The sequence below is a fragment of the Rhodococcus sp. 06-1460-1B genome (genome assembly GCF_002258475.1).
In the GTDB taxonomy this organism is placed as follows: domain Bacteria; phylum Actinomycetota; class Actinomycetes; order Mycobacteriales; family Mycobacteriaceae; genus Rhodococcoides; species Rhodococcoides fascians.
Genome location: NZ_NOYS01000018.1, coordinates 227,875 through 245,714 on the forward strand (window position 1 = coordinate 227,875; position 17,840 = coordinate 245,714).

A 17,840-nucleotide genomic window follows, 5' to 3' on the forward strand; every position below is an offset into this window, starting at 1 on the left:
CGCGCAGACCTGCCCGGGCGGTCGGAGTCGGCAGACATCGGTGACGCTGGCAGGATCGAACACCATGGGCGCAATTCGAAGCAGCGACGACGACCGCGAGGGTCGGCCGTCCGATGCGCTGCGCCGCGCGGTGGGAGTCGTCATCGCGGTCAAGGACCTGACAGCGGCGAAGTCCCGTCTGGCGTCCGAGTTCTCCGGGGCCGACCGGACCCGATTGGTGCTCGCCATGTTCGTCGACACGGTCACCGCGGCCGGTTCGGTATCGGTGGTCGATTCGGTCACCGTCGTCACACCCGATCCGGTCGTCGCCGACACCGCGCGACAAATCGGTGCCCGGGTGCTGGACGAACCGTCGGCTTCCGGCGCTCTAGATCCCGAAGCCCGTCTCAATGCCGCATTCTCCGCTGCTGCGGCCGCACTGCGAGTCGATCACGCACCACGCGATCGCCACGGGAACTCCGGCGCGGCCCCGGCCGATCGGGTCGACATCGTTGCGCTGCAAGCGGATCTGCCTGCGCTGCGTCCCGCCGAACTCGCGCAGGCGTATGCGACGGCAGTCTCCGGCGGCAGGTCGGTCGTGGTCGACCATCACGGCACCGGAACCGCAGCGCTGATCCTGAAGAATTCTGCCGACGAGCTCGCGCCGCTGTTCGGATCGGATTCCGCACGCCGCCACACCTTGTCGGGAGCGCGACCACTGGACGGCACGTGGCCGGGACTTCGACTCGACGTCGACACCGTCGACGACGTACGTCGGGCTCATCGACTCGGGGTCGGACCGGAGACGACAGCCGTACTCCGCTCACTCGGTTGGAGCGACGAGGAATCCGCAACCACCGCGTGATTCGGTGAACGTGCGAACAAGTTCGGTCATCGGAGTTTCACCGACGGCGGGTATGGGGGATGATCGTGCTGTGAGCACAGACGACGCGCAGCCAGCGACCGAAGATCCGGCGATCGAGACCGCGGACAGCAACGGTGCGGAGCCGGTGTGGAGTGCCCCGGTGACCGCAACGATGCCGAGCATTCCCTCCGCCCTTCCTGCCGCCACTCCGGAATCGGTGGATGCTGCCATGGTGCTTCCCGAAAATCGGTACCTGAACCGGGAATTGAGCTGGCTGGATTTCAACTCCCGTGTTCTCGCGCTCGCAGAGGACTCGTCCCTGCCGCTACTCGAGCGTGCCAAGTTCCTGGCCATCTACGCGTCCAATCTGGACGAGTTCTACATGGTTCGTGTCGCAGGGCTCAAACGCCGCGACGAGACCGGACTGTCGGTTCGATCGGCCGATGGCATGACCCCGCGAGAGCAGCTCGCGGTCATCGGGCAGCGCACTCAGGAGCTCGCTCTCAAACACGCCCGAGTACTGCTCGATTCGATCCTGCCCGAGCTCACGGCCGAGGGCATCGCAATCATTCGGTGGTCCGATCTCGACAGCGACGAGCGTGCGCGTCTGTCCGACTATTTCACCGAACAGGTCTTCCCGGTCCTCACCCCGCTGGCCGTCGACCCGGCGCACCCCTTCCCGTACATCAGCGGCCTGAGCCTGAATCTCGCTGTGACGGTAAAGGATTACTCCACGACCGGCGAGCACTTCGCCCGCGTGAAGGTACCCGACAACGTCGACCGATTCGTGCGCGTCAAGCGCGGTGAGGGGAGCCATCGCATCGACGCCTTCCTGTCGATGGAGGAATTGATCTCGGCGCACCTCGACGTGTTGTTCCCCGGCATGGAGGTGGTCGAGAGCCACGCGTTCCGCATTACTCGCAACGCCGATTTCGAGGTCGAAGAGGACCGCGACGAGGATCTCCTGCAGGCACTCGAACGAGAGCTGGCGCGTAGGCGTTTCGGTTCTCCCGTCCGCCTCGAGATCGCCGACGACATGACCGAGCACATGCTCGAACTGTTGCTACGCGAACTCGACGTCGATCCGGGCGACGTCATTCAGGTTCCCGGTCTGCTCGATCTGTCGTGCCTGTGGCAGGTCTACAGCGTCGACCGCCCCAATCTCAAGGACGCTCCCTTCGTCCCGGCAACACATCCCGCGTTCGGTGAGCGCGAAACCCCGAAGAGCGTGTTCTCGACGCTTCGCGACGGCGACGTTCTGGTGCATCACCCGTACGACTCGTTCTCCACCAGCGTGCAGCGCTTCATCGAACAAGCTGCGGCCGATCCGCAGGTCCTCGCGATCAAGCAAACTCTGTACCGCACCTCGGGTGACTCGCCGATCGTCAACGCACTCGTCGACGCGGCCGGGGCCGGCAAGCAGGTGGTTGCACTCGTCGAGATCAAGGCACGATTCGACGAGCAGGCGAACATCGAGTGGGCACGCAAGCTCGAAAAGGCCGGGGTGCACGTGGTCTACGGCCTCGTCGGGTTGAAGACTCACTGCAAGACCTGCCTCGTCGTCCGCCGAGAAGGATCCGTCATCCGCCGGTACTGCCATATCGGCACGGGCAACTACAATCCGAAGACGGCGCGTATCTACGAGGACGTCGGGTTGCTCACGTCGTCGCCCGAGATCGGTGCGGACCTCACCGACCTGTTCAACTCGCTCACCGGATACTCGCGAAAGTCCAAGTACCGCAATCTTCTCGTGGCCCCGTACGGCGTGCGACGCGGCATCGTCGAGCGCATCGAAGCGGAAGTCGAGCACCTCAAGGCGGGTCGCGCAGCCGGAATTCGCCTCAAGGCCAACGCTCTTGTCGACGAGCAGGTGATCGACGCTCTGTACCGCGCATCGGTCGCCGGGGTCCCCGTCAAGGTGGTCGTACGCGGGATCTGCGCGCTCAAGCCGGGCGTACCGGGCCTGTCGGAGAACATCGAAGTTCGGTCCATTCTCGGCAGGTTCCTCGAACACTCACGGGTTCTGCATTTCCAGGGTGCCGACGAATTCTGGATCGGCAGCGCCGACATGATGCACCGAAACCTCGACCGGCGAGTGGAAGTGATGGCCCAGGTCAAGGATCCGAAGCTGACCAAGCAACTCGGTGACATCTTCGACTCGGCCCTCGACCCCACCACCCGCTGCTGGGAACTGGGGCCGGACGGTGGCTGGGTCGCGTCGCCTGCGCAAGGCGAAAGTGTCCGAGAACACCAGGTGGAATTGATGCGCAGCCGGAGGAATCAGGCGTCCTGATGGGCACTTCCGATGGCTCCCCCCGCGCCAACATCTTCGCGGCCGGATCGATTCTGTGGCGACGATCGCCGGAGAATCACTCGGTGGTGGAAGTAGCTCTGGTACACAGGCCGAAGTACGACGACTGGTCTTTTCCCAAGGGAAAGCTCGATCCCGGGGAGACAGCGGTCGACGCGGCTGTCCGAGAAGTCAAGGAGGAGACGGGCTTCGACTCGACTCTCGGACGGTCGCTGTCCTACGTCACCTACCCGATTCCCGGCCACCGTCGCATGAAGAAGGTGCTCTACTGGGCTGCCGAGGCAACCGGCGGAGAATTCGTCCCGAACGACGAAGTGGACGAACTCCGTTGGATCGCACCCGACAAGATCGGCGGCGAACTCTCGTATCCCATGGACCACAAGATTCTTCGACGATTCGTCGCCAAGCCGGCCGCTACGTCCACCGTGCTGCTGGTCCGGCACGGCAGTGCCGGCTCGCGGTCGCGATACAAGGGCAACGACGCCGATCGCCCCCTCGACAAGACCGGTAGACGTCAGGCCGAGGCACTCGTCTCACTGCTGGGAGCGTTCGGCGGTGACTCGGTGTATGCGGCCGACCGCGTCCGGTGCGAACAGACGGTCGCACCGTTTGCCGAATCACTGGGCGTGCAGGTCGAACCGGAGCATCTGCTGTCCGAGGAGGGGTACGCCGAGGACCCCCGAAAGGGCCGCCACCGGGCTCGCGACATCGCCGAGTCCATGAGCACACCGGTGATCTGCAGCCAAGGCAAGGTGATCCCCGATCTCATGCGATGGTGGGCCGACAAGGACGGCATCACGTTGCCTGCCAACAGAAATCGAAAAGGGAGCGTGTGGGTGCTCTCGCGCCACGACGGTCGGCTCGTCGCGGCCGACCACATCGCCAGCCCGCTACCGAACCTGGTCGCCGACGACTGAGTTGCATCCGAGGATCCTCGGATCACGAACACGGCAGAAGGCCCCGACCGAAATTTCGGTCGGGGCCTTCTGTGGAGTGCGAGAACGGCCCGGTCCTGGATGACCGGTGCCGGTCGAGCGCTACTTCTTTGCAGCGCGCTTCGCGGGTGCCTTCTTGGCCGGAGCCTTCTTGGCGGGGGCCTTCTTGGCGACGGTCTTCTTGGCCGCTGTCTTGGCCGGAGCCTTCTTGGCAGGGGCCGTAGTGGTTGCGGCCTTGCGTGCGGTCGTCTTGGCCGGAGCCTTCTTGGCAGCAGCCGTCGTGGTCTTGCGTGCGGTTGTCTTTGCGGGAGCTGCCTTCTTGGCGGCGGTCTTTGCGGGAGCTGCCTTCTTGGCGGCAGTCTTCGCCGGAGCCGCCTTCTTGGCTGCCGCGGTGGTGGCCTTGCGGGCGGTCGTCTTCACCGCTGCCTTCTTGGCGGCCGTCTTCTTCGCTGCCGCAGTCTTCTTGGCCGGAGCTGCTGCCGAACCGCGCTTGACGGCAGGTCCGGTTGCGGGCAGCTTCTGTCCACCGGCGATGACGGCCTTGAACTGCGCGCCCGGACGGAATGCCGGTACGTTGGTCGGCTTGACGCGAACGGTCTCACCGGTGCGGGGGTTACGGGCGACACGCGCCGCGCGACGACGCTGCTCGAACACGCCGAAGCCCGTGATCGTGACACTTTCGCCGCGGTGGACCGCGCGCACGATGGTGTCGACGATGTTCTCGACAGCCTCTGTGGCGCTCCGCCTGTCAGACCCCAACTTCTCGGTCAGGGCGTCAATCAGCTCTGCCTTGTTCATGGATTTCCTCCGCTATATTGTGGCCCATCGTCGGACCGACTACTACAACGGTAAACCCCAAGTCGTCAAGAGTCTATGCGCCACGCCAATTTTCATTTCGGTGTCGCGGAATGCTTCACGGCCGCAAAGCGTGTCGGACCCCCGTCCGTCAGCTTTTCGAAGGCTCCTCGATCCTTGCCGGAAGGGTGAGGGGTTTGTATGAAGGCCTTGACTTTTCGTACTCCGTAATGGCCTCTACCTGGCGTAATGTCAGTCCGATGTCGTCCAGACCCTCCAGCAGACGCCACCGCGTGTAGTCGTCAATCGCGAAGCGCACCACCAAGGTTCCAGCCGTGACCGTCTTGTCGACGAGGTCCACGACGAGCTCCAGACCGGGCTGTTCTTCTAAGGCTTTCCACAGCAATTCGACGTCCGATTGCTCCACCTCGGCCGCCACCAAGCCGGCCTTGCCCATGTTTCCGCGGAAGATATCGGCGAATCTGGATGCGATGACGACCCTGAAACCGAAGTCCGACAGCGCCCAGACAGCGTGCTCGCGTGACGATCCCGTGCCGAAGTCCGGCCCGGCCACGAGAACCGATCCGCGGTCGTAGGGCGCGAGGTTCAAGATGAAGTTCGGATCGGACCGCCAACCGGCGAACAATCCGTCCTCGAATCCGGTGCGAGTCACTCGCTTGAGATAGACCGCCGGAATGATCTGGTCGGTGTCGACATTGGACCGCCGGAGCGGAACGCCGATGCCTTTGTGTCGAGTGAAAGCTTCCATCGAAATTTCTCCTGTGAGTTCGATCGATCCGGTCGGAGGGCTCGCTGCTACGCGAGATCCGCCGGAGAGGACAGGGTTCCGCGAACTGCAGTGGCCGCCGCAACCAGAGGCGACACGAGGTGAGTGCGACCACCCTTGCCCTGACGCCCCTCGAAATTGCGGTTGGACGTGGATGCCGAACGCTCTCCCGAGGTGAGCTGATCGGGGTTCATTCCCAGACACATCGAGCAGCCGGCCTGCCGCCACTCGGCCCCTGCTGCGGTGAAGATCTCACCGAGCCCTTCCTCTTCGGCCTGCGCGCGCACCCGCATCGACCCGGGTACCACCAGCATTCGCACGCCGTCTGCGACGCGGCGGCCCTCGAGGACGGACGCCACCGCACGCAGATCCTCGATGCGGCCGTTCGTGCACGAGCCGACGAACACGGTGTCGACGGAGATCTCGCGGATCGGTGTACCGGCTTCGAGACCCATGTACTGCAAGGCCTTCTGGGCCGATACGCGCTCGCCCTCGTCGAGCATTGCCTCGGGATCGGGCACGGCATCTCCCAACGGAGCACCTTGACCCGGGTTCGTTCCCCAGGTGACGAACGGCGTCAGAGTGCTCGCATCGATGTGTACCTCGTTGTCGAACACTGCATCCGGGTCGGTTGCCAGTTCGTTCCAGGCGGCCACCGCCGCATCCCACTCTGCCCCCTGGGGCGCATGCGGCCGTCCCTTCAGGTATTCGTACGTGATCTCGTCGGGTGCGATCATGCCCGCGCGCGCCCCGGCCTCGATCGACATGTTGCAGATGGTCATTCGGGCTTCCATCGACAGCTTGCGGATGGCCTCACCGCGATATTCGAGCACGTATCCCTGACCGCCGCCGGTGCCGATCTTGGCGATCACCGCGAGAATCAGATCCTTGCTCGTCACACCGGGAGCCAGTTCTCCGTCGACGGTGATGGCCATGGTCTTGAACGGTCGCAGAGACAGAGTCTGGGTGGCCATCACATGCTCGACCTCGCTGGTGCCGATTCCCATTGCGATCGAACCGAATGCACCGTGCGTCGAGGTGTGGCTGTCTCCGCACACGATGGTCATACCCGGCTGGGTCAGACCGAGCTGCGGGCCGATGATGTGGACGATGCCCTGATCGAGATCTCCCATCGGGTACAACCGAACTCCGAATTCCTCGCAGTTGCGGCGAAGAGTATCGACCTGGGTGCGTGAGACGAGATCGGCAATCGGCGCGAAGATGTCGGCCGTCGGGACGTTGTGGTCCTCCGTTGCGATCGTCAGGTCCGGGCGACGAAGGTCGCGGCCGGCCAACCGCAGACCGTCGAATGCCTGGGGGCTGGTGACCTCGTGCACGAGGTGCAGATCGATGTAGATCAGATCCGGCTCACGTGCACCGCCTTCTCCCCCACCGGGGACGACCACATGTTGGTCCCACACCTTCTCCGCCAGCGTCTTCGGCGCTTGCGCTACGGACGCATCGGATTTCGTCGTTTCGGACATCGCTGTCGCAGACCTCGTCTTCCCTGTCGTCGCGCCGGCGGACGGGCTGGTCCACCTCGCGTGATCGTCTCGACATCGTCCCCCGCGGCACGCTGGACTTCTCGCGGTTGTGCAATCTCAGCATTCGGGAGGCTAATATCGTTCTATGAGACAGCATAGCCTGAGCGGCACCGTCGACAAATCGAGCGGTATCGGTGTCCTCGACAAGGCCATGGCCGTGTTGCATGCAGTGGCCGAGACACCCTGCACTCTCAACGACCTGTGTGCCCGCACAGCGCTCCCCCGCGCCACTGCGCATCGGCTCGCGGTCGGACTCGAAACCCACCGCCTCCTCGTGCGCGATTCCGACGGATTGTGGCGCACCGGTCCGGGGCTGGGGGAATTGGCGGCGAGCGCGTCGGATGCTCTGCTCGACGCCGCAGCATCGGTACTGCCTCGGCTTCGCGAAATCACCGGAGAGAGCGTGCAGATCTACCGCCGCGAGGGGACCGTTCGTGTCTGTGTCGCATCCATGGAGCCCCCGACCGGTCTCCGAGATACCGTGCTCGTCGGGGCCCGGCTACCCATGACAGCCGGCTCCGGGGCGAAAGTTCTTCTTGCGTGGGCAGATTCGCAGACTCAACGCACAGTGCTGCCGGACGCCGAATTCGGCGAACGGGTGCTGCTGGAGATCCGCAGGCGAGGGTGGGCGCAGAGCGCAGGTGAACGTGAGCCGGGGGTCGCGAGCGTCTCGGCTCCCGTTCGCGACAGCAACGACACTGTCGTGGCAGCGATCTCGGTGTCCGGCCCAATCGACCGCATCGGACGCAAGCCGGGCGCACGCTGGGCGGCAGACCTGCTCGCCGCCGCCGACGCGCTGCACAAGCGCCTCTGAGCGCCGAACCGAGGCCGATCGAGCGGCACCCACCAAAAACCGGCTGAAGTGACCGCAGAAGTGGAGTACGTTCGTCTCGAACGGCCCACCCGGCCGGTCGCCGACTGCAAGGAGTGCCCCATGTCAGAATCCGGCAGCGAAGAGTTGAAGAAGAAGTTCCGCGAGGTTCTCGAACAGAAGAACAGCAAGTCGCACAATTCCGTCGACCACAAGGACGGTGGCCCCAAGGTGAACAATGCCCACGGTCCGGCCGATCACCAGAAGATGTTCCGCCGCAAGAGCGTCTGACGCGAAGCGATACCACCGCACGACAGCAACGACGGTCACACCGAAACGACAGCACCCCCTCGATCCGGAGATCGAGGGGGTGCTGTCTTCGTAGCCCCGACGGGATTCGAACCCGCGCTACCGCCTTGAGAGGGCGGCGTCCTAGGCCGCTAGACGACGGGGCCAGGAACTTCACCTGCATTGTTGACGCTGTATCGAACACGTGATGCTGAGGTAGCTTAACTGCCTCGGCATCGGCGGCAAAATCGCCGCTCACCTGCTCGCTGGGGTACCAGGACTCGAACCTAGAATGGCGGTACCAGAAACCGCTGTGTTGCCAATTACACCATACCCCAATGGACTTGAATCGAAATACGCATCCGATCGATGTGCACTGCGTTTCGAGCCGGGATAGAGACTATCAAAGGTCACTACCCATTCTCCAAATCGGCTGCTCAGAGCCCTGATAACCGCCCTCGACCGCCCTCGAGGCCCGCTCGGACACCATCGCGTGAACGCAGAACCCGCGCATCGTCGGCCGCAGAGCATGCAGCAGACTTCTGTGTCGTGAGCGTTCTCGAACTTCGCAGACGCCGATGAAGGTGCTGCTCGTTCCCCAGGGCAACCGGGCCGTGCTGATCCGCCTCGACGAGGACGGCTCCCCGTCCGGCGGCAGTTCCGCTGCCGAGGAGGTGACCGACGATCTGGTGGGCTCCGTGGCCGCTGTCGAGCGAGAGCACGCTCCCCGTTGGGTGTGGGAGGACACGAGCCGCATCTACCCGCGACTGCTCGACGGAGGGGTGCGGGTCCGGCGCTGCCACGATCTCGCCCTCGTCGGTGCCATTCTGGCGATGCGAACGGGGCGCACCACGACACCGTCCACACCCGCAGACCTGCGACCCGGATTGTTCGACGCCGACCCGCATGCGGATCCGGTGGCAGTGCTCGCCGACTACCGCCGTCAGAGCGAGGAGATCGGTGACGATCGGGCGCTGCAGCTGTTGGCGGCCGCCGAGTCGGCCGGAGGTCTGGCCGCGGCGGAGATGACATTCGACGGATTGCCGTTCTCGGCCGCTGCGCATCGGCGGCACCTCGACGCGACCCTCGGTGCGAGGCCGGTCGACGGATCGACTCCTCCTGCGTTGGTGAAGCTCGAGAACGAGATCTCGTCGGCGTTCGGGCGCCGCGTGAACCCCGGTTCACCCGCGGAGGTGGTCGCCGCGTTCGCGCGCGCCGGTATCGAGCTCACATCCACTCGAGCACACGTGATCCGAGACATCGACCATCCTGCGGTGCCGCTGTTGCTTCGCCACCGAGATCTGTCGAAACTGCACAGCACCAACGGGTGGACGTGGCTGGACGCGTGGGTTCGCGGAGATCGTTTCCGGCCGGTCTACGTGCCAGGGGCCGTCGTCTCCGGCCGCTGGGCGAGCCGGGGCGGTGGGGGTCTGCAGATCCCGAAACCTCTGCGCGCCAGCGTGATCGCCGACCCGGGGTACACCTTCGTCGCCGCCGACGCCGGCCAGCTCGAGCCCCGCATTCTCGCCGCGATGTCGGGTGACCCACGCATGGTCGCCGCTGCGGGAACAGCGGATCTCTACGCCCCCGTCGCGGCCGAGTCGTTCGACGGTGATCGTGCGCACGCCAAGGTCGCTGTTCTCGGAGTGCTGTACGGCGCGACGTCGGGTGAGGCTCGTGCGTTGCTGACCCGCCTACGCGCCAGATTCCCCGACGCGGTGGCGGTCGTGGAAGAGGCGGCGCGGGCCGGCGAGCGCGGCGAGGTGGTCCGGTCGTGGCTGGGCCGAGCGTGCCCTCCCCCTACGCCGCAGTGGTGGTCCACCGGTGACGCCCACGCGCGTGGCCGATTCACGCGCAACTTCGTGGTGCAGGCGACCGCAGCCGAGTGGGCGCTGTGCCTGTTGGCAGATCTGCGCGGGCGATTGCGGTCGAGCAGAAGTGAGTTGGTGTTCTTTCAGCACGACGAAGTAGTGGTGCACTGTCCACTCGGAGACGCACCGTGGGTGTCCGAGGCCGTTGCTGCGGCGGCAGGCTCGGCCACGCGTCTGATGTTCGGCGACACGGCGGTGCTCTTCCCGATGGAGACCAGGATCGACCGCTTCTACGGTGCCCCGGCTGCCGAGCCGGAGTTCGGGCCGGAGTCCGACTGAGCGCTCGGTGGGTCCTCGAACGTCACGTCTATTTCCTCGAACGCGGTACTGCGCTGTGCTTCTGCCTGTCCGGTGTAGGTGAGTTTGTCACCTTCGGTCAGGTCGACGTCGTCGGTGAACGGGGCCAGAAGGGCCCGCGGGAACAGCCTGTCGACACGAACCACGTTGATCTCGATGCAGATCACTATCGAGACCGAGGTCACGTACAGAAAGGCCAACAGCCCGAGCACGACCGCAAAGACACCGTTCGTCACCGTCGCACTCGCGGCGACGTACTTCACGTACACACCGCCGAAGGTCTGCAGCAGCTGCCACGTCAGACCGGCCGCTATGGCTCCCGGGAGTACCTGCCCGATCGACACCGCTCGCACTGTGGCGAGCCGAAACGCAACGACGAACACCCCGACGTACAGCAGCGTTCCGATCACGAACACGACGAGACCGGATTCCGGACCGAAATATCCTGCGGCACTGAGCACATTGAGTGCGGTGATCGCCAGTACCGCCAGACCCACGGTGCTCAGCAAACCCAATCCCCGCACTCGGGCTCGAATGGGATCGGGCCGAAGATTCTTCGGTACGGCCCATGCGGTGTTCATCGCGTTCTGCAACGCAACGGACACGCCGAGTCCGCCGTAGAGCGACCCGAGGATACCCACCGTCAGACCGACCGTGCCGCCACCTATCCGTTCGGGACGCCCCAGTTCTTCCCCGATCGCCGGGATCTGACCGAGTGCCGAGTTCAGGATCTGTTGTTGCAGCTCCGGGTTGCCCATCAACACGATGCCCAGAATCACGGAGAAGAGCAGCAGCGCAGGAAAGAGCGAGACGAATGCGTAGTACGTGATCAGCGCGGCCAGGTAACCACCCTGATCGTCGACGAACTTGTAGACCACCGCAATCGGAAATCCGAGAACCGGACGCCTGCGCTGCAGTCGATCCAGTCGGTCGGCGACGCTCATGTGCGAAAGTCTCCGACCGACCTCGACGGCCGACGTCGCACCGCCGTCACGCGATAAGGGTACGTGCGGCGGTCAGACGAGCGAGGGTCCTCTCGCGGCCGAGAAGTTCCATGGACTCGTACAGCGGCGGGCTGATGTGGGAGCCGGTGACCCCCACCCGAACCGGCGCGAAGGCCTTGCGGGGCTTGAGTTCCATCTTCTCGATGAGCGCGTCCTTGAGGGCGACTTCCAGCTCGGCCGTCGACCAGTCCGTCACTGCGGTCAGTGCTTCGATGGCGGCGTCGAGTACCGGTGCCGCGTCTGCGCCGAGATTCTTGGCCGCCGCTGCAGGATCGATCTCGAACTCCGCGTCGTCGACGAAGAGGAACTTCAGTAGGCCCCACGCATCCGACAGCACGACGATGCGCGTCTGCACCAGATCCGCCGCGACAGCGAACATCTTCTCGTCGACCGGCTCGGTGAGATGCCCTCGAGCAACGAGGAATTCGCGTAACCGTGCCGCGAAGTCGTCTGCAGCCAACATCCTGATGTGCTCGGCGTTGATCGCGTCGGCCTTCTTCTGGTCGAAGCGCGCAGGGTTGGAATTGACCGACGAGATCTCGAACGCCGCCACCATCTCGTCGAGCGAGAACACGTCGTGATCGTCGGAGATGCCCCACCCGAGAAGCGCCAGGTAGTTCAGCAGCCCCTCCGGGACGAAGCCTCGGTCGCGGTGGATGAAGAGGTTCGATTCGGGGTCACGCTTGGACAGCTTCTTGTTCCCCTGGCCCATCACGAACGGCAGATGTCCGAACTCCGGGGTGCGGTCGGCCACACCGATTCGGATCAGGGCCTCGTACAGTGCGAGCTGTCGAGGCGTCGACGACAACAGGTCTTCGCCGCGCAGCACGTGCGTGATCTTCATCAGTGCGTCGTCGACCGGATTGACCAACGTGTACAGCGGAACTCCGTTGCCGCGAGTCAAGGCGAAGTCCGGTACGGTCCCCGCCTTGAACGTGGTCTCGCCGCGTACGAGGTCGTTCCACGTCAGATCGTGATCGGGCATGCGCAGCCGCACCACGGCCCCGCGTCCCTCGTCGAGGAATCCCTGCCGCTGCTCCGGCGTCAGGTCGCGGTCGAAGTTGTCGTAGCCGAGCTTGGGGTCACGCCCGGCGGCCTTGTGCCTCGCTTCGACTTCCTCGGGCGTCGAGAACGACTCGTAGGCTTCGCCGGCATCGAGCAGTTGCTGTACGACAGCCACATGCTGGTCGCGTCGCTGCGACTGGCGGTAGGGCTCGTAGGGACCGCCCACCTCGGGGCCCTCGTCCCAATCCAGACCGAGCCATCGCAGCGCGTCGAGCAACGCTGCGTAGGACTCCTCGGAATCGCGAGCGGCGTCGGTGTCCTCGATCCGAAAGACGAAGGTGCCGCCGTGATGTCGCGCGAACGCCCAGTTGAACAGGGCGGTGCGGACCAGACCGACGTGCGGTGTGCCGGTGGGCGACGGGCAGAACCGAACGCGGACATCTGCTGTTGTGGTCATCGTTGTCCTACTTCTTCGCTGCGACTGGGTTGGTCAAGGTTCCGATTCCCTCGACGGTGATCGACACACTGTCTCCGTCGGCGATGGGGCCGACCCCCTCGGGCGTTCCGGTCAGAATGACGTCTCCAGGCAGCAGGGTCATCACTGCGGACACCCACTCGATGATCTTCGGAATGTCGTGCAGTAGAAGCGAAGTACGACTCTGCTGCTTGACGACGCCGTCGACCTCGGTCTTGATCTCGAGGTCGGAAGGATCGAGGGACGTCTCGATCCACGGCCCGAGGGGGCAGAACGTGTCGTGCCCCTTCGCCCGGGTCCATTGCCCGTCGTGCTTCTGATGGTCGCGTGCCGAGACGTCGTTGGCGACGGTGTATCCGAGCACCACGTCGTACGCCTTGGAGGCGGGCACGTCCTTGCACGGACGACCGATCACGATGGCGAGTTCGCCTTCGTAGTGCACCTCGTTCGACGACGGAGGCAGCACGATGGCCGCACCCGGACCGACAATGGAGGTGTTCGGCTTGATGAAAATGACGGGAGTCTCCGGTGCTTCACCACCCATCTCGGCGGCGTGCGCGGCGTAGTTCTTACCGATGGCGATCACCTTGCTGGCGAGGATCGGTGCGAGCAGTCGCACGTCGGCCAGTGGCCACGATCGACCCGTGAACGTCGGTGTGCCGAAAGGATGTTCGGCAATTTCCTTCGCCGTCCGGGCATCCCCCTCACCTTCGATACTCACGAATGCCACACCATCAGGACTTGCAATTCGACCGAGACGCATGTCGAAAGTCTATCGACCGCCGTTCTCCGCACGCCGATGCCGTCCTGTCCGTCGATCTTTCGCCGGTGTAATGTTTCGATCTGTATCCAGATAGCAAGATTACGTGTTCACATAGTGAGACGAGAGGCCGGAATGAGCGCCACGAAGCAGCTGTCCAGTATCGGCGAGACGCGACGGTGGTTCATGCTCGTGCTCGGGATGCTCGCGCAGACTGCCGGTGCCGTCTTCATCAACGGTGCTGCATTTCTCATTCCCGCCCTGCACGACGACCGGGGACTCGGACTTGCGACCGCAGGATTCGTGGTTGCGATGCCCACCGTGGGCATCATGCTGACCCTCATCGCATGGGGCGTGCTCGTCGACCGCATCGGCGAACGTCTCGTTCTGGTGATCGGGCTCGGGCTCACCGCTGCCGCGAGCCTGGCTGCGGTGGTCAGCACGTCCATTCCGGCGCTCGCCGCCCTGCTGTTGATCGGCGGTATGTCTGCGGCCAGCGCGAACAGCGCGAGCGGACGCGTCGTGGTGGGGTGGTTTCCGCCGCACCGTCGTGGGCTGGCCATGGGCATCAGACAGATGTCGGTTCCCCTCGGCGTGGCCGTCGCGGCACTGACCATCCCGCCTGTCGCGCGTGACCACGGCGTCGGCGCGGCCCTGCTCGTGCCCGCTGCCGTCTGCGCTGCGAGCGCTCTGCTGTGCCTGGCCGTGGTCGACCCTCCCCGTCCGAATCGCACCGATGCGGCGGCGCAGGGTCTGCTCGACAATCCGTACCGCAACAGCAGCCAACTGTGGCGCATTCACGCCACGTCCATCCTGTTGGTGGTGCCGCAGTACGTGGTGTGGACGTATGCGCTCGTGTGGCTGATGACCGACCGAGGGTGGACGGCCGCGGCCGCGGGTGTCCTCGTCACGCTGACCCAGATTCTCGGCGCACTGGGTCGGATGAGCGTGGGCGCGCTGTCCGATCGTGTCGGTAGCCGCATGCGGCCTTTGCGGTGGGTGGCCGTGACGGCCGCTGCCAGCATGCTCGGGCTCGGCATCGCCGACTGGTTCGACTCCCCCGCGGCCATCGTCCTGCTCGTCGTCGCGTCCGTTGCCACCGTTGCCCCGAACGGCCTCGCGTTCACTGCTGTCGCGGAAATCTCGGGACCGTATTGGAGCGGACGCGCTCTCGGGGTACAGAACACGAGTCAGTACGTATTCGCCTCAGCTGTACCGCCTGTCTTCGGGGCGATCGCGGCCATCAGCTTCCCCGTGGCGTTCCTGGTGTCGGCGGTCTTTCCCGCGCTCTCCGTACCTATCGTGCCCGACGATCCGGCACCCGAGCCCACGGACGAGACGTCCGACGCCGGTGCAGACCGCGCCCGCTGACGTGCCGAAGGGGTGACCTGCCCGTGATACACGACATGCCACGGTGGGCCGTCGGCCCACCGTGGCATGTCGTGGCGTGAGAGTTACAGGCGACCGGCGATCCGTGCGCCGATCTCTTTCGTCGACGCGGCCGTGGTTCCCCGCTCGGCGAGATCCGCTGCAACAGCGGCTTCGACCCGTGCAGCGTTCGATGCGTCGCCGAGGTGTGCCAGTAGCAGCGACACCGACAGGATGGCAGCCGTCGGATCGGCTTTCTGCTGACCGGCGATATCCGGTGCGCTGCCGTGGACCGGCTCGAACATGCTGGGATTGGTACCGGTGGCATCGATGTTTCCACTTGCGGCCAAACCGATTCCGCCGGTGACGGCAGCCGAGAGGTCGGTCACGATGTCGCCGAACAGATTGTCGGTGACGATCACGTCGAACCGGCCGGGATCGGTGACGAGGTGGATCATCGCGGCATCGATGTGCTGATACGCGACCTCGACGTCCGGGAAGTCCGCCGAGACTGCCTCGACCGTGCGGGCCCACAGGCTACCGGCGAACGTGAGCACGTTGGTCTTGTGCAACAGCGTCAGGTGCTTCCTGCGGGTCAGCGCCCGCTCGAAACCGTTGCGCACCACGCGCTCCACGCCGTAACGAGTGTTGACGCTGACCTCGGTGGCCACCTCGTGCGGTGTACCGACGCGCAGTGCACCACCGTTGCCGGTGTACGGCCCCTCGGTACCCTCCCGAACGACGACGACATCGATCTGCTTGTCCCCGGCCAGCGGACCGACCACGCCCGGGTACAACTTGGCCGGCCGCAGATTGATGTGGTGATCGAGCTCGAATCGCGCCCGCAGCAACAGCCCACGCTCGAGCACACCGCTGGGCACCGACGGATCGCCGATGGCTCCCAACAGAATTGCGTCGTGCTCACGCAGTTCTGCCAACACCGAATCCGGCAGCAACTCTCCGGTGGCGTTGTAACGCCGCGCCCCGAGGTCGTACTCGGTCTTCTCGGCTCCGGGTGCGACCACGTCGAGAACGGCAAGCGCTTCGGCGACGACCTCCGGTCCGATTCCGTCCCCGGCGATGACGGCCAGCTTCATTTCACTCCTCGTAGTTCGTGTCGGTCCGATCGGCTGCGAGCGATCAGGACAGGTCGACCAGCTCGATGGTGGAGGCACCCACAGCGGTGGCAATGCTCGCACTGAGCTCGGCCGGAACGTCCTTGTCGACGCGCAGCAGAATCGTTGCGCCGTCACCCTCGGAGTCCTGGCTCAGTGCTGCGGCCTGGATGTCGATTCCGGCGTCGCCGAGCAGAGTGCCGATTCGACCCAGGCTGCCGGGCTGATCCGCGTAGTTGACGATGAGGTTCTTGCCCTCGGCGCGGAGGTCGAAGTTGCGGCCGTTGATGTTGACGATCTTCTCGACCTGCGAGGTGCCCGTCAGAGTGCCGGCAACGTTGAGGACCGATCCGTCACCGTAGACGGCGCGAATGTCGACGACACTGCGGTGATTCTCGCTCTCGGGAGCGGTGGTCACTTCTGCTGTGACACCGCGCTCCTCGGCGAGGGACGGAGCGTTGACGAACGTGACCGAATCCTCGATGACGGCCGAGAACAGTCCGCGCAACGCGGACAGTTTCAGGATCTGCACGTCCTCGCTCGCGAGTTCGCCGCGAACGTCCACCGACAACGAGGTGGGCAGCTCGTCGGACAAGGCTCCGAGCAGCACACCCTGCTTACGTACGATTTCGAGCCATGGCGATACCTCTTCGCCGACGGCCCCACCCTTGACGTTGACCGCGTCGGGCACGAATTCGCCTGCGAGAGCCAGCAATACGGACTTGGCCACATCGGTGCCCGCTCGGTCCTGCGCTTCGGTGGTCGATGCCCCGAGGTGGGGAGTGACGACGACCTGCGGCAGCTCGAACAACGGGCTGTCGGTGCACGGCTCGGAGGCGTAGACGTCGATGCCTGCGGCGAACACGTGACCGGAGGTGATGGCGTCGGCCAGTGCCTGCTCGTCGACCAGTCCACCGCGTGCGGCGTTGACGACGATGACCCCGGGCTTGGTCTTGGCGAGGGCTTCCTTGCCGATGATGCCCTTGGTCTCCGGCGTCTTCGGCAGGTGCACCGAGAACATGTCGGCCCGCTCGAGCAGCTCGTCCAGGCTCACCAGTTCGATGCCGAGCTGCGCCGCGCGCGCTGCCGAGACGTAGGGGTCGTACGCGATGATGTGGGTCTCGAACGCGGCCAGACGCTGCGCGAACAGCTGGCCGATACGGCCGAGTCCGACGACGCCGACGGTCTTGCCGAAGATCTCGACACCGTTGAACTTGCTGCGCTTCCACTCGTGCTGACGCAGGGTGGCGTCGGCAGCCGGGATCTGGCGCGCGGCCGCGAGAAGCAACGTCACCGCATGCTCGGCGGCCGTGTGGATGTTGGAGGTCGGTGCGTTGACGACGAGGACGCCGCGCTCGGTGGCTGCGGGCACGTCGACGTTGTCCAGGCCGACACCGGCGCGGGCGACGATCTTGAGGTTGGTCCCGGCAGCGAGCACCTCGGCGTCGACCGTGGTCGCGGACCGCACGAGAATGGCGTCGGCCTCGGGAACTGCAGCGAGCAACGCGGGGCGATCCGGACCGTCGACCCAGCGAACCTCGACGCCGTCGCCCAGTGCCTCGACGGTGGACGGCGCAAGTTTGTCGGCGATCAGAACGACAGGACGGCCTGGCTGGCTCACGTGAAAAAC

Annotated in this window: 15 protein-coding genes and 2 tRNA genes; 7 read left to right on the forward strand and 10 right to left on the reverse strand. The window is 65.0% G+C overall.

Annotation, left to right across the window (positions count from 1 at the left end; genetic code table 11):
* Window positions 1–46 precede the first annotated feature (46 nt).
* The 3 genes from cofC (at window position 47) to CH268_RS07135 (ending at window position 4,072) form a co-directional block, all read left to right on the forward strand.
* Complete coding sequence (cofC, locus tag CH268_RS07125) at window positions 47–844, forward strand: 2-phospho-L-lactate guanylyltransferase (protein ID WP_176457873.1); 798 nt, start codon at window positions 47–49, stop codon at window positions 842–844.
* Between the two features lie 172 nt (window positions 845–1,016).
* Window positions 1,017–3,137 (forward strand): RNA degradosome polyphosphate kinase, encoded by a 2,121-nt coding sequence (locus CH268_RS07130; protein ID WP_228139401.1) that lies wholly within the window; start codon window positions 1,017–1,019, stop codon window positions 3,135–3,137.
* The gene (locus CH268_RS07135; RefSeq protein WP_094663061.1) at window positions 3,137–4,072 is read left to right on the forward strand and encodes an NUDIX hydrolase; all 936 of its coding nucleotides are present in this window, start codon (window positions 3,137–3,139) and stop codon (window positions 4,070–4,072) included. The genes CH268_RS07130 and CH268_RS07135 overlap by 1 nt, the downstream gene beginning before the upstream one ends.
* A gap of 120 nt (window positions 4,073–4,192) precedes the next feature.
* Here CH268_RS07135 and CH268_RS07140 read toward each other — a convergent pair whose 3' ends face one another.
* The 3 genes from CH268_RS07140 to leuC form a co-directional block, all read right to left on the reverse strand.
* Window positions 4,193–4,888 carry an HU family DNA-binding protein gene (locus CH268_RS07140; protein WP_027496655.1) on the reverse strand — a complete coding sequence of 232 codons (696 nt, stop codon included), beginning with the start codon at window positions 4,886–4,888 and terminating at the stop codon, window positions 4,193–4,195.
* Between the two features lie 148 nt (window positions 4,889–5,036).
* Complete coding sequence (gene leuD, locus CH268_RS07145) at window positions 5,037–5,654, reverse strand: 3-isopropylmalate dehydratase small subunit (protein WP_032366380.1); 618 nt, start codon at window positions 5,652–5,654, stop codon at window positions 5,037–5,039.
* A 47-nt stretch (window positions 5,655–5,701) separates the two neighbouring features.
* Window positions 5,702–7,156: a 3-isopropylmalate dehydratase large subunit gene (gene leuC / locus CH268_RS07150; RefSeq protein WP_037219272.1), complete on the reverse strand. Its 1,455-nt coding sequence runs from the start codon at window positions 7,154–7,156 to the stop codon at window positions 5,702–5,704.
* A 145-nt stretch (window positions 7,157–7,301) separates the two neighbouring features.
* Here leuC and CH268_RS07155 point away from each other — a divergent pair, with 145 nt between their 5' ends.
* On the forward strand, window positions 7,302–8,030 hold the full coding sequence (locus tag CH268_RS07155) for an IclR family transcriptional regulator (RefSeq protein ID WP_027496652.1): 729 nt from the start codon (window positions 7,302–7,304) through the stop codon (window positions 8,028–8,030).
* 120 nt (window positions 8,031–8,150) lie between these two features.
* Complete coding sequence (locus CH268_RS27795) at window positions 8,151–8,318, forward strand: DUF5302 domain-containing protein (protein WP_158514274.1); 168 nt, start codon at window positions 8,151–8,153, stop codon at window positions 8,316–8,318.
* Window positions 8,319–8,409: 91 nt separating this feature from the next.
* Here CH268_RS27795 and CH268_RS07165 read toward each other — a convergent pair.
* Window positions 8,410–8,482: transfer RNA gene (locus tag CH268_RS07165), tRNA-Glu, on the reverse strand.
* Window positions 8,483–8,581: 99 nt separating this feature from the next.
* Window positions 8,582–8,653 (reverse strand) — tRNA-Gln (locus CH268_RS07170).
* A 240-nt stretch (window positions 8,654–8,893) separates the two neighbouring features.
* Between CH268_RS07170 and CH268_RS07175 the strand changes: the two genes are divergently transcribed.
* The gene (locus tag CH268_RS07175; RefSeq protein ID WP_094663063.1) at window positions 8,894–10,465 is read left to right on the forward strand and encodes a bifunctional 3'-5' exonuclease/DNA polymerase; all 1,572 of its coding nucleotides are present in this window, start codon (window positions 8,894–8,896) and stop codon (window positions 10,463–10,465) included.
* Here CH268_RS07175 and CH268_RS07180 read toward each other — a convergent pair.
* From CH268_RS07180 to CH268_RS07190, 3 genes are read right to left on the reverse strand one after another with little or no spacing between them, the layout of a single operon-like run.
* Window positions 10,417–11,427 carry a YihY/virulence factor BrkB family protein gene (locus CH268_RS07180; protein WP_032366375.1) on the reverse strand — a complete coding sequence of 337 codons (1,011 nt, stop codon included), beginning with the start codon at window positions 11,425–11,427 and terminating at the stop codon, window positions 10,417–10,419. The two genes, CH268_RS07175 and CH268_RS07180, sit on opposite strands and share 49 nt — an antisense overlap.
* 46 nt (window positions 11,428–11,473) lie before the next feature.
* The gene (gene gltX / locus CH268_RS07185; protein ID WP_094663065.1) at window positions 11,474–12,949 is read right to left on the reverse strand and encodes a glutamate--tRNA ligase; all 1,476 of its coding nucleotides are present in this window, start codon (window positions 12,947–12,949) and stop codon (window positions 11,474–11,476) included.
* A gap of 7 nt (window positions 12,950–12,956) precedes the next feature.
* On the reverse strand, window positions 12,957–13,730 hold the full coding sequence (locus CH268_RS07190) for a fumarylacetoacetate hydrolase family protein (protein ID WP_032370769.1): 774 nt from the start codon (window positions 13,728–13,730) through the stop codon (window positions 12,957–12,959).
* Between the two features lie 132 nt (window positions 13,731–13,862).
* On the opposite strand from CH268_RS07190, the gene CH268_RS07195 reads away from it, so the two are divergent.
* Window positions 13,863–15,098, forward strand: coding sequence for an MFS transporter (locus CH268_RS07195; protein WP_032383590.1), 1,236 nt, complete (start codon window positions 13,863–13,865; stop codon window positions 15,096–15,098).
* 83 nt (window positions 15,099–15,181) lie between these two features.
* On the opposite strand, the gene CH268_RS07200 is transcribed toward CH268_RS07195, so the two are convergent.
* Window positions 15,182–16,192 (reverse strand): 3-isopropylmalate dehydrogenase, encoded by a 1,011-nt coding sequence (locus CH268_RS07200; RefSeq protein WP_094663067.1) that lies wholly within the window; start codon window positions 16,190–16,192, stop codon window positions 15,182–15,184.
* Window positions 16,193–16,235: 43 nt separating this feature from the next.
* Window positions 16,236–17,831, reverse strand: coding sequence for a phosphoglycerate dehydrogenase (gene serA, locus CH268_RS07205; protein WP_027496645.1), 1,596 nt, complete (start codon window positions 17,829–17,831; stop codon window positions 16,236–16,238).
* Window positions 17,832–17,840 lie beyond the last annotated feature (9 nt).

Bases quoted from the DNA above. Each gene is read 5' to 3' on its own strand.
- CH268_RS07130 (WP_228139401.1), top strand. From the start codon at position 1,017: ATGCCGAGCATTCCCTCCGCCCTTCCTGCCGCCACTCCGGAATCGGTG.
- CH268_RS07135 (WP_094663061.1), top strand. From the start codon at position 3,137: ATGGGCACTTCCGATGGCTCCCCCCGCGCCAACATCTTCGCGGCCGGA.
- CH268_RS07140 (WP_027496655.1), bottom strand. From the start codon at position 4,888: ATGAACAAGGCAGAGCTGATTGACGCCCTGACCGAGAAGTTGGGGTCT.
- leuD (WP_032366380.1), bottom strand. From the start codon at position 5,654: ATGGAAGCTTTCACTCGACACAAAGGCATCGGCGTTCCGCTCCGGCGG.
- leuC (WP_037219272.1), bottom strand. From the start codon at position 7,156: ATGTCCGAAACGACGAAATCCGATGCGTCCGTAGCGCAAGCGCCGAAG.
- CH268_RS07155 (WP_027496652.1), top strand. From the start codon at position 7,302: ATGAGACAGCATAGCCTGAGCGGCACCGTCGACAAATCGAGCGGTATC.
- CH268_RS27795 (WP_158514274.1), top strand. From the start codon at position 8,151: ATGTCAGAATCCGGCAGCGAAGAGTTGAAGAAGAAGTTCCGCGAGGTT.
- CH268_RS07175 (WP_094663063.1), top strand. From the start codon at position 8,894: ATGAAGGTGCTGCTCGTTCCCCAGGGCAACCGGGCCGTGCTGATCCGC.
- CH268_RS07180 (WP_032366375.1), bottom strand. From the start codon at position 11,427: ATGAGCGTCGCCGACCGACTGGATCGACTGCAGCGCAGGCGTCCGGTT.
- gltX (WP_094663065.1), bottom strand. From the start codon at position 12,949: ATGACCACAACAGCAGATGTCCGCGTTCGGTTCTGCCCGTCGCCCACC.
- CH268_RS07190 (WP_032370769.1), bottom strand. From the start codon at position 13,730: ATGCGTCTCGGTCGAATTGCAAGTCCTGATGGTGTGGCATTCGTGAGT.
- CH268_RS07195 (WP_032383590.1), top strand. From the start codon at position 13,863: ATGAGCGCCACGAAGCAGCTGTCCAGTATCGGCGAGACGCGACGGTGG.
- CH268_RS07200 (WP_094663067.1), bottom strand. From the start codon at position 16,192: ATGAAGCTGGCCGTCATCGCCGGGGACGGAATCGGACCGGAGGTCGTC.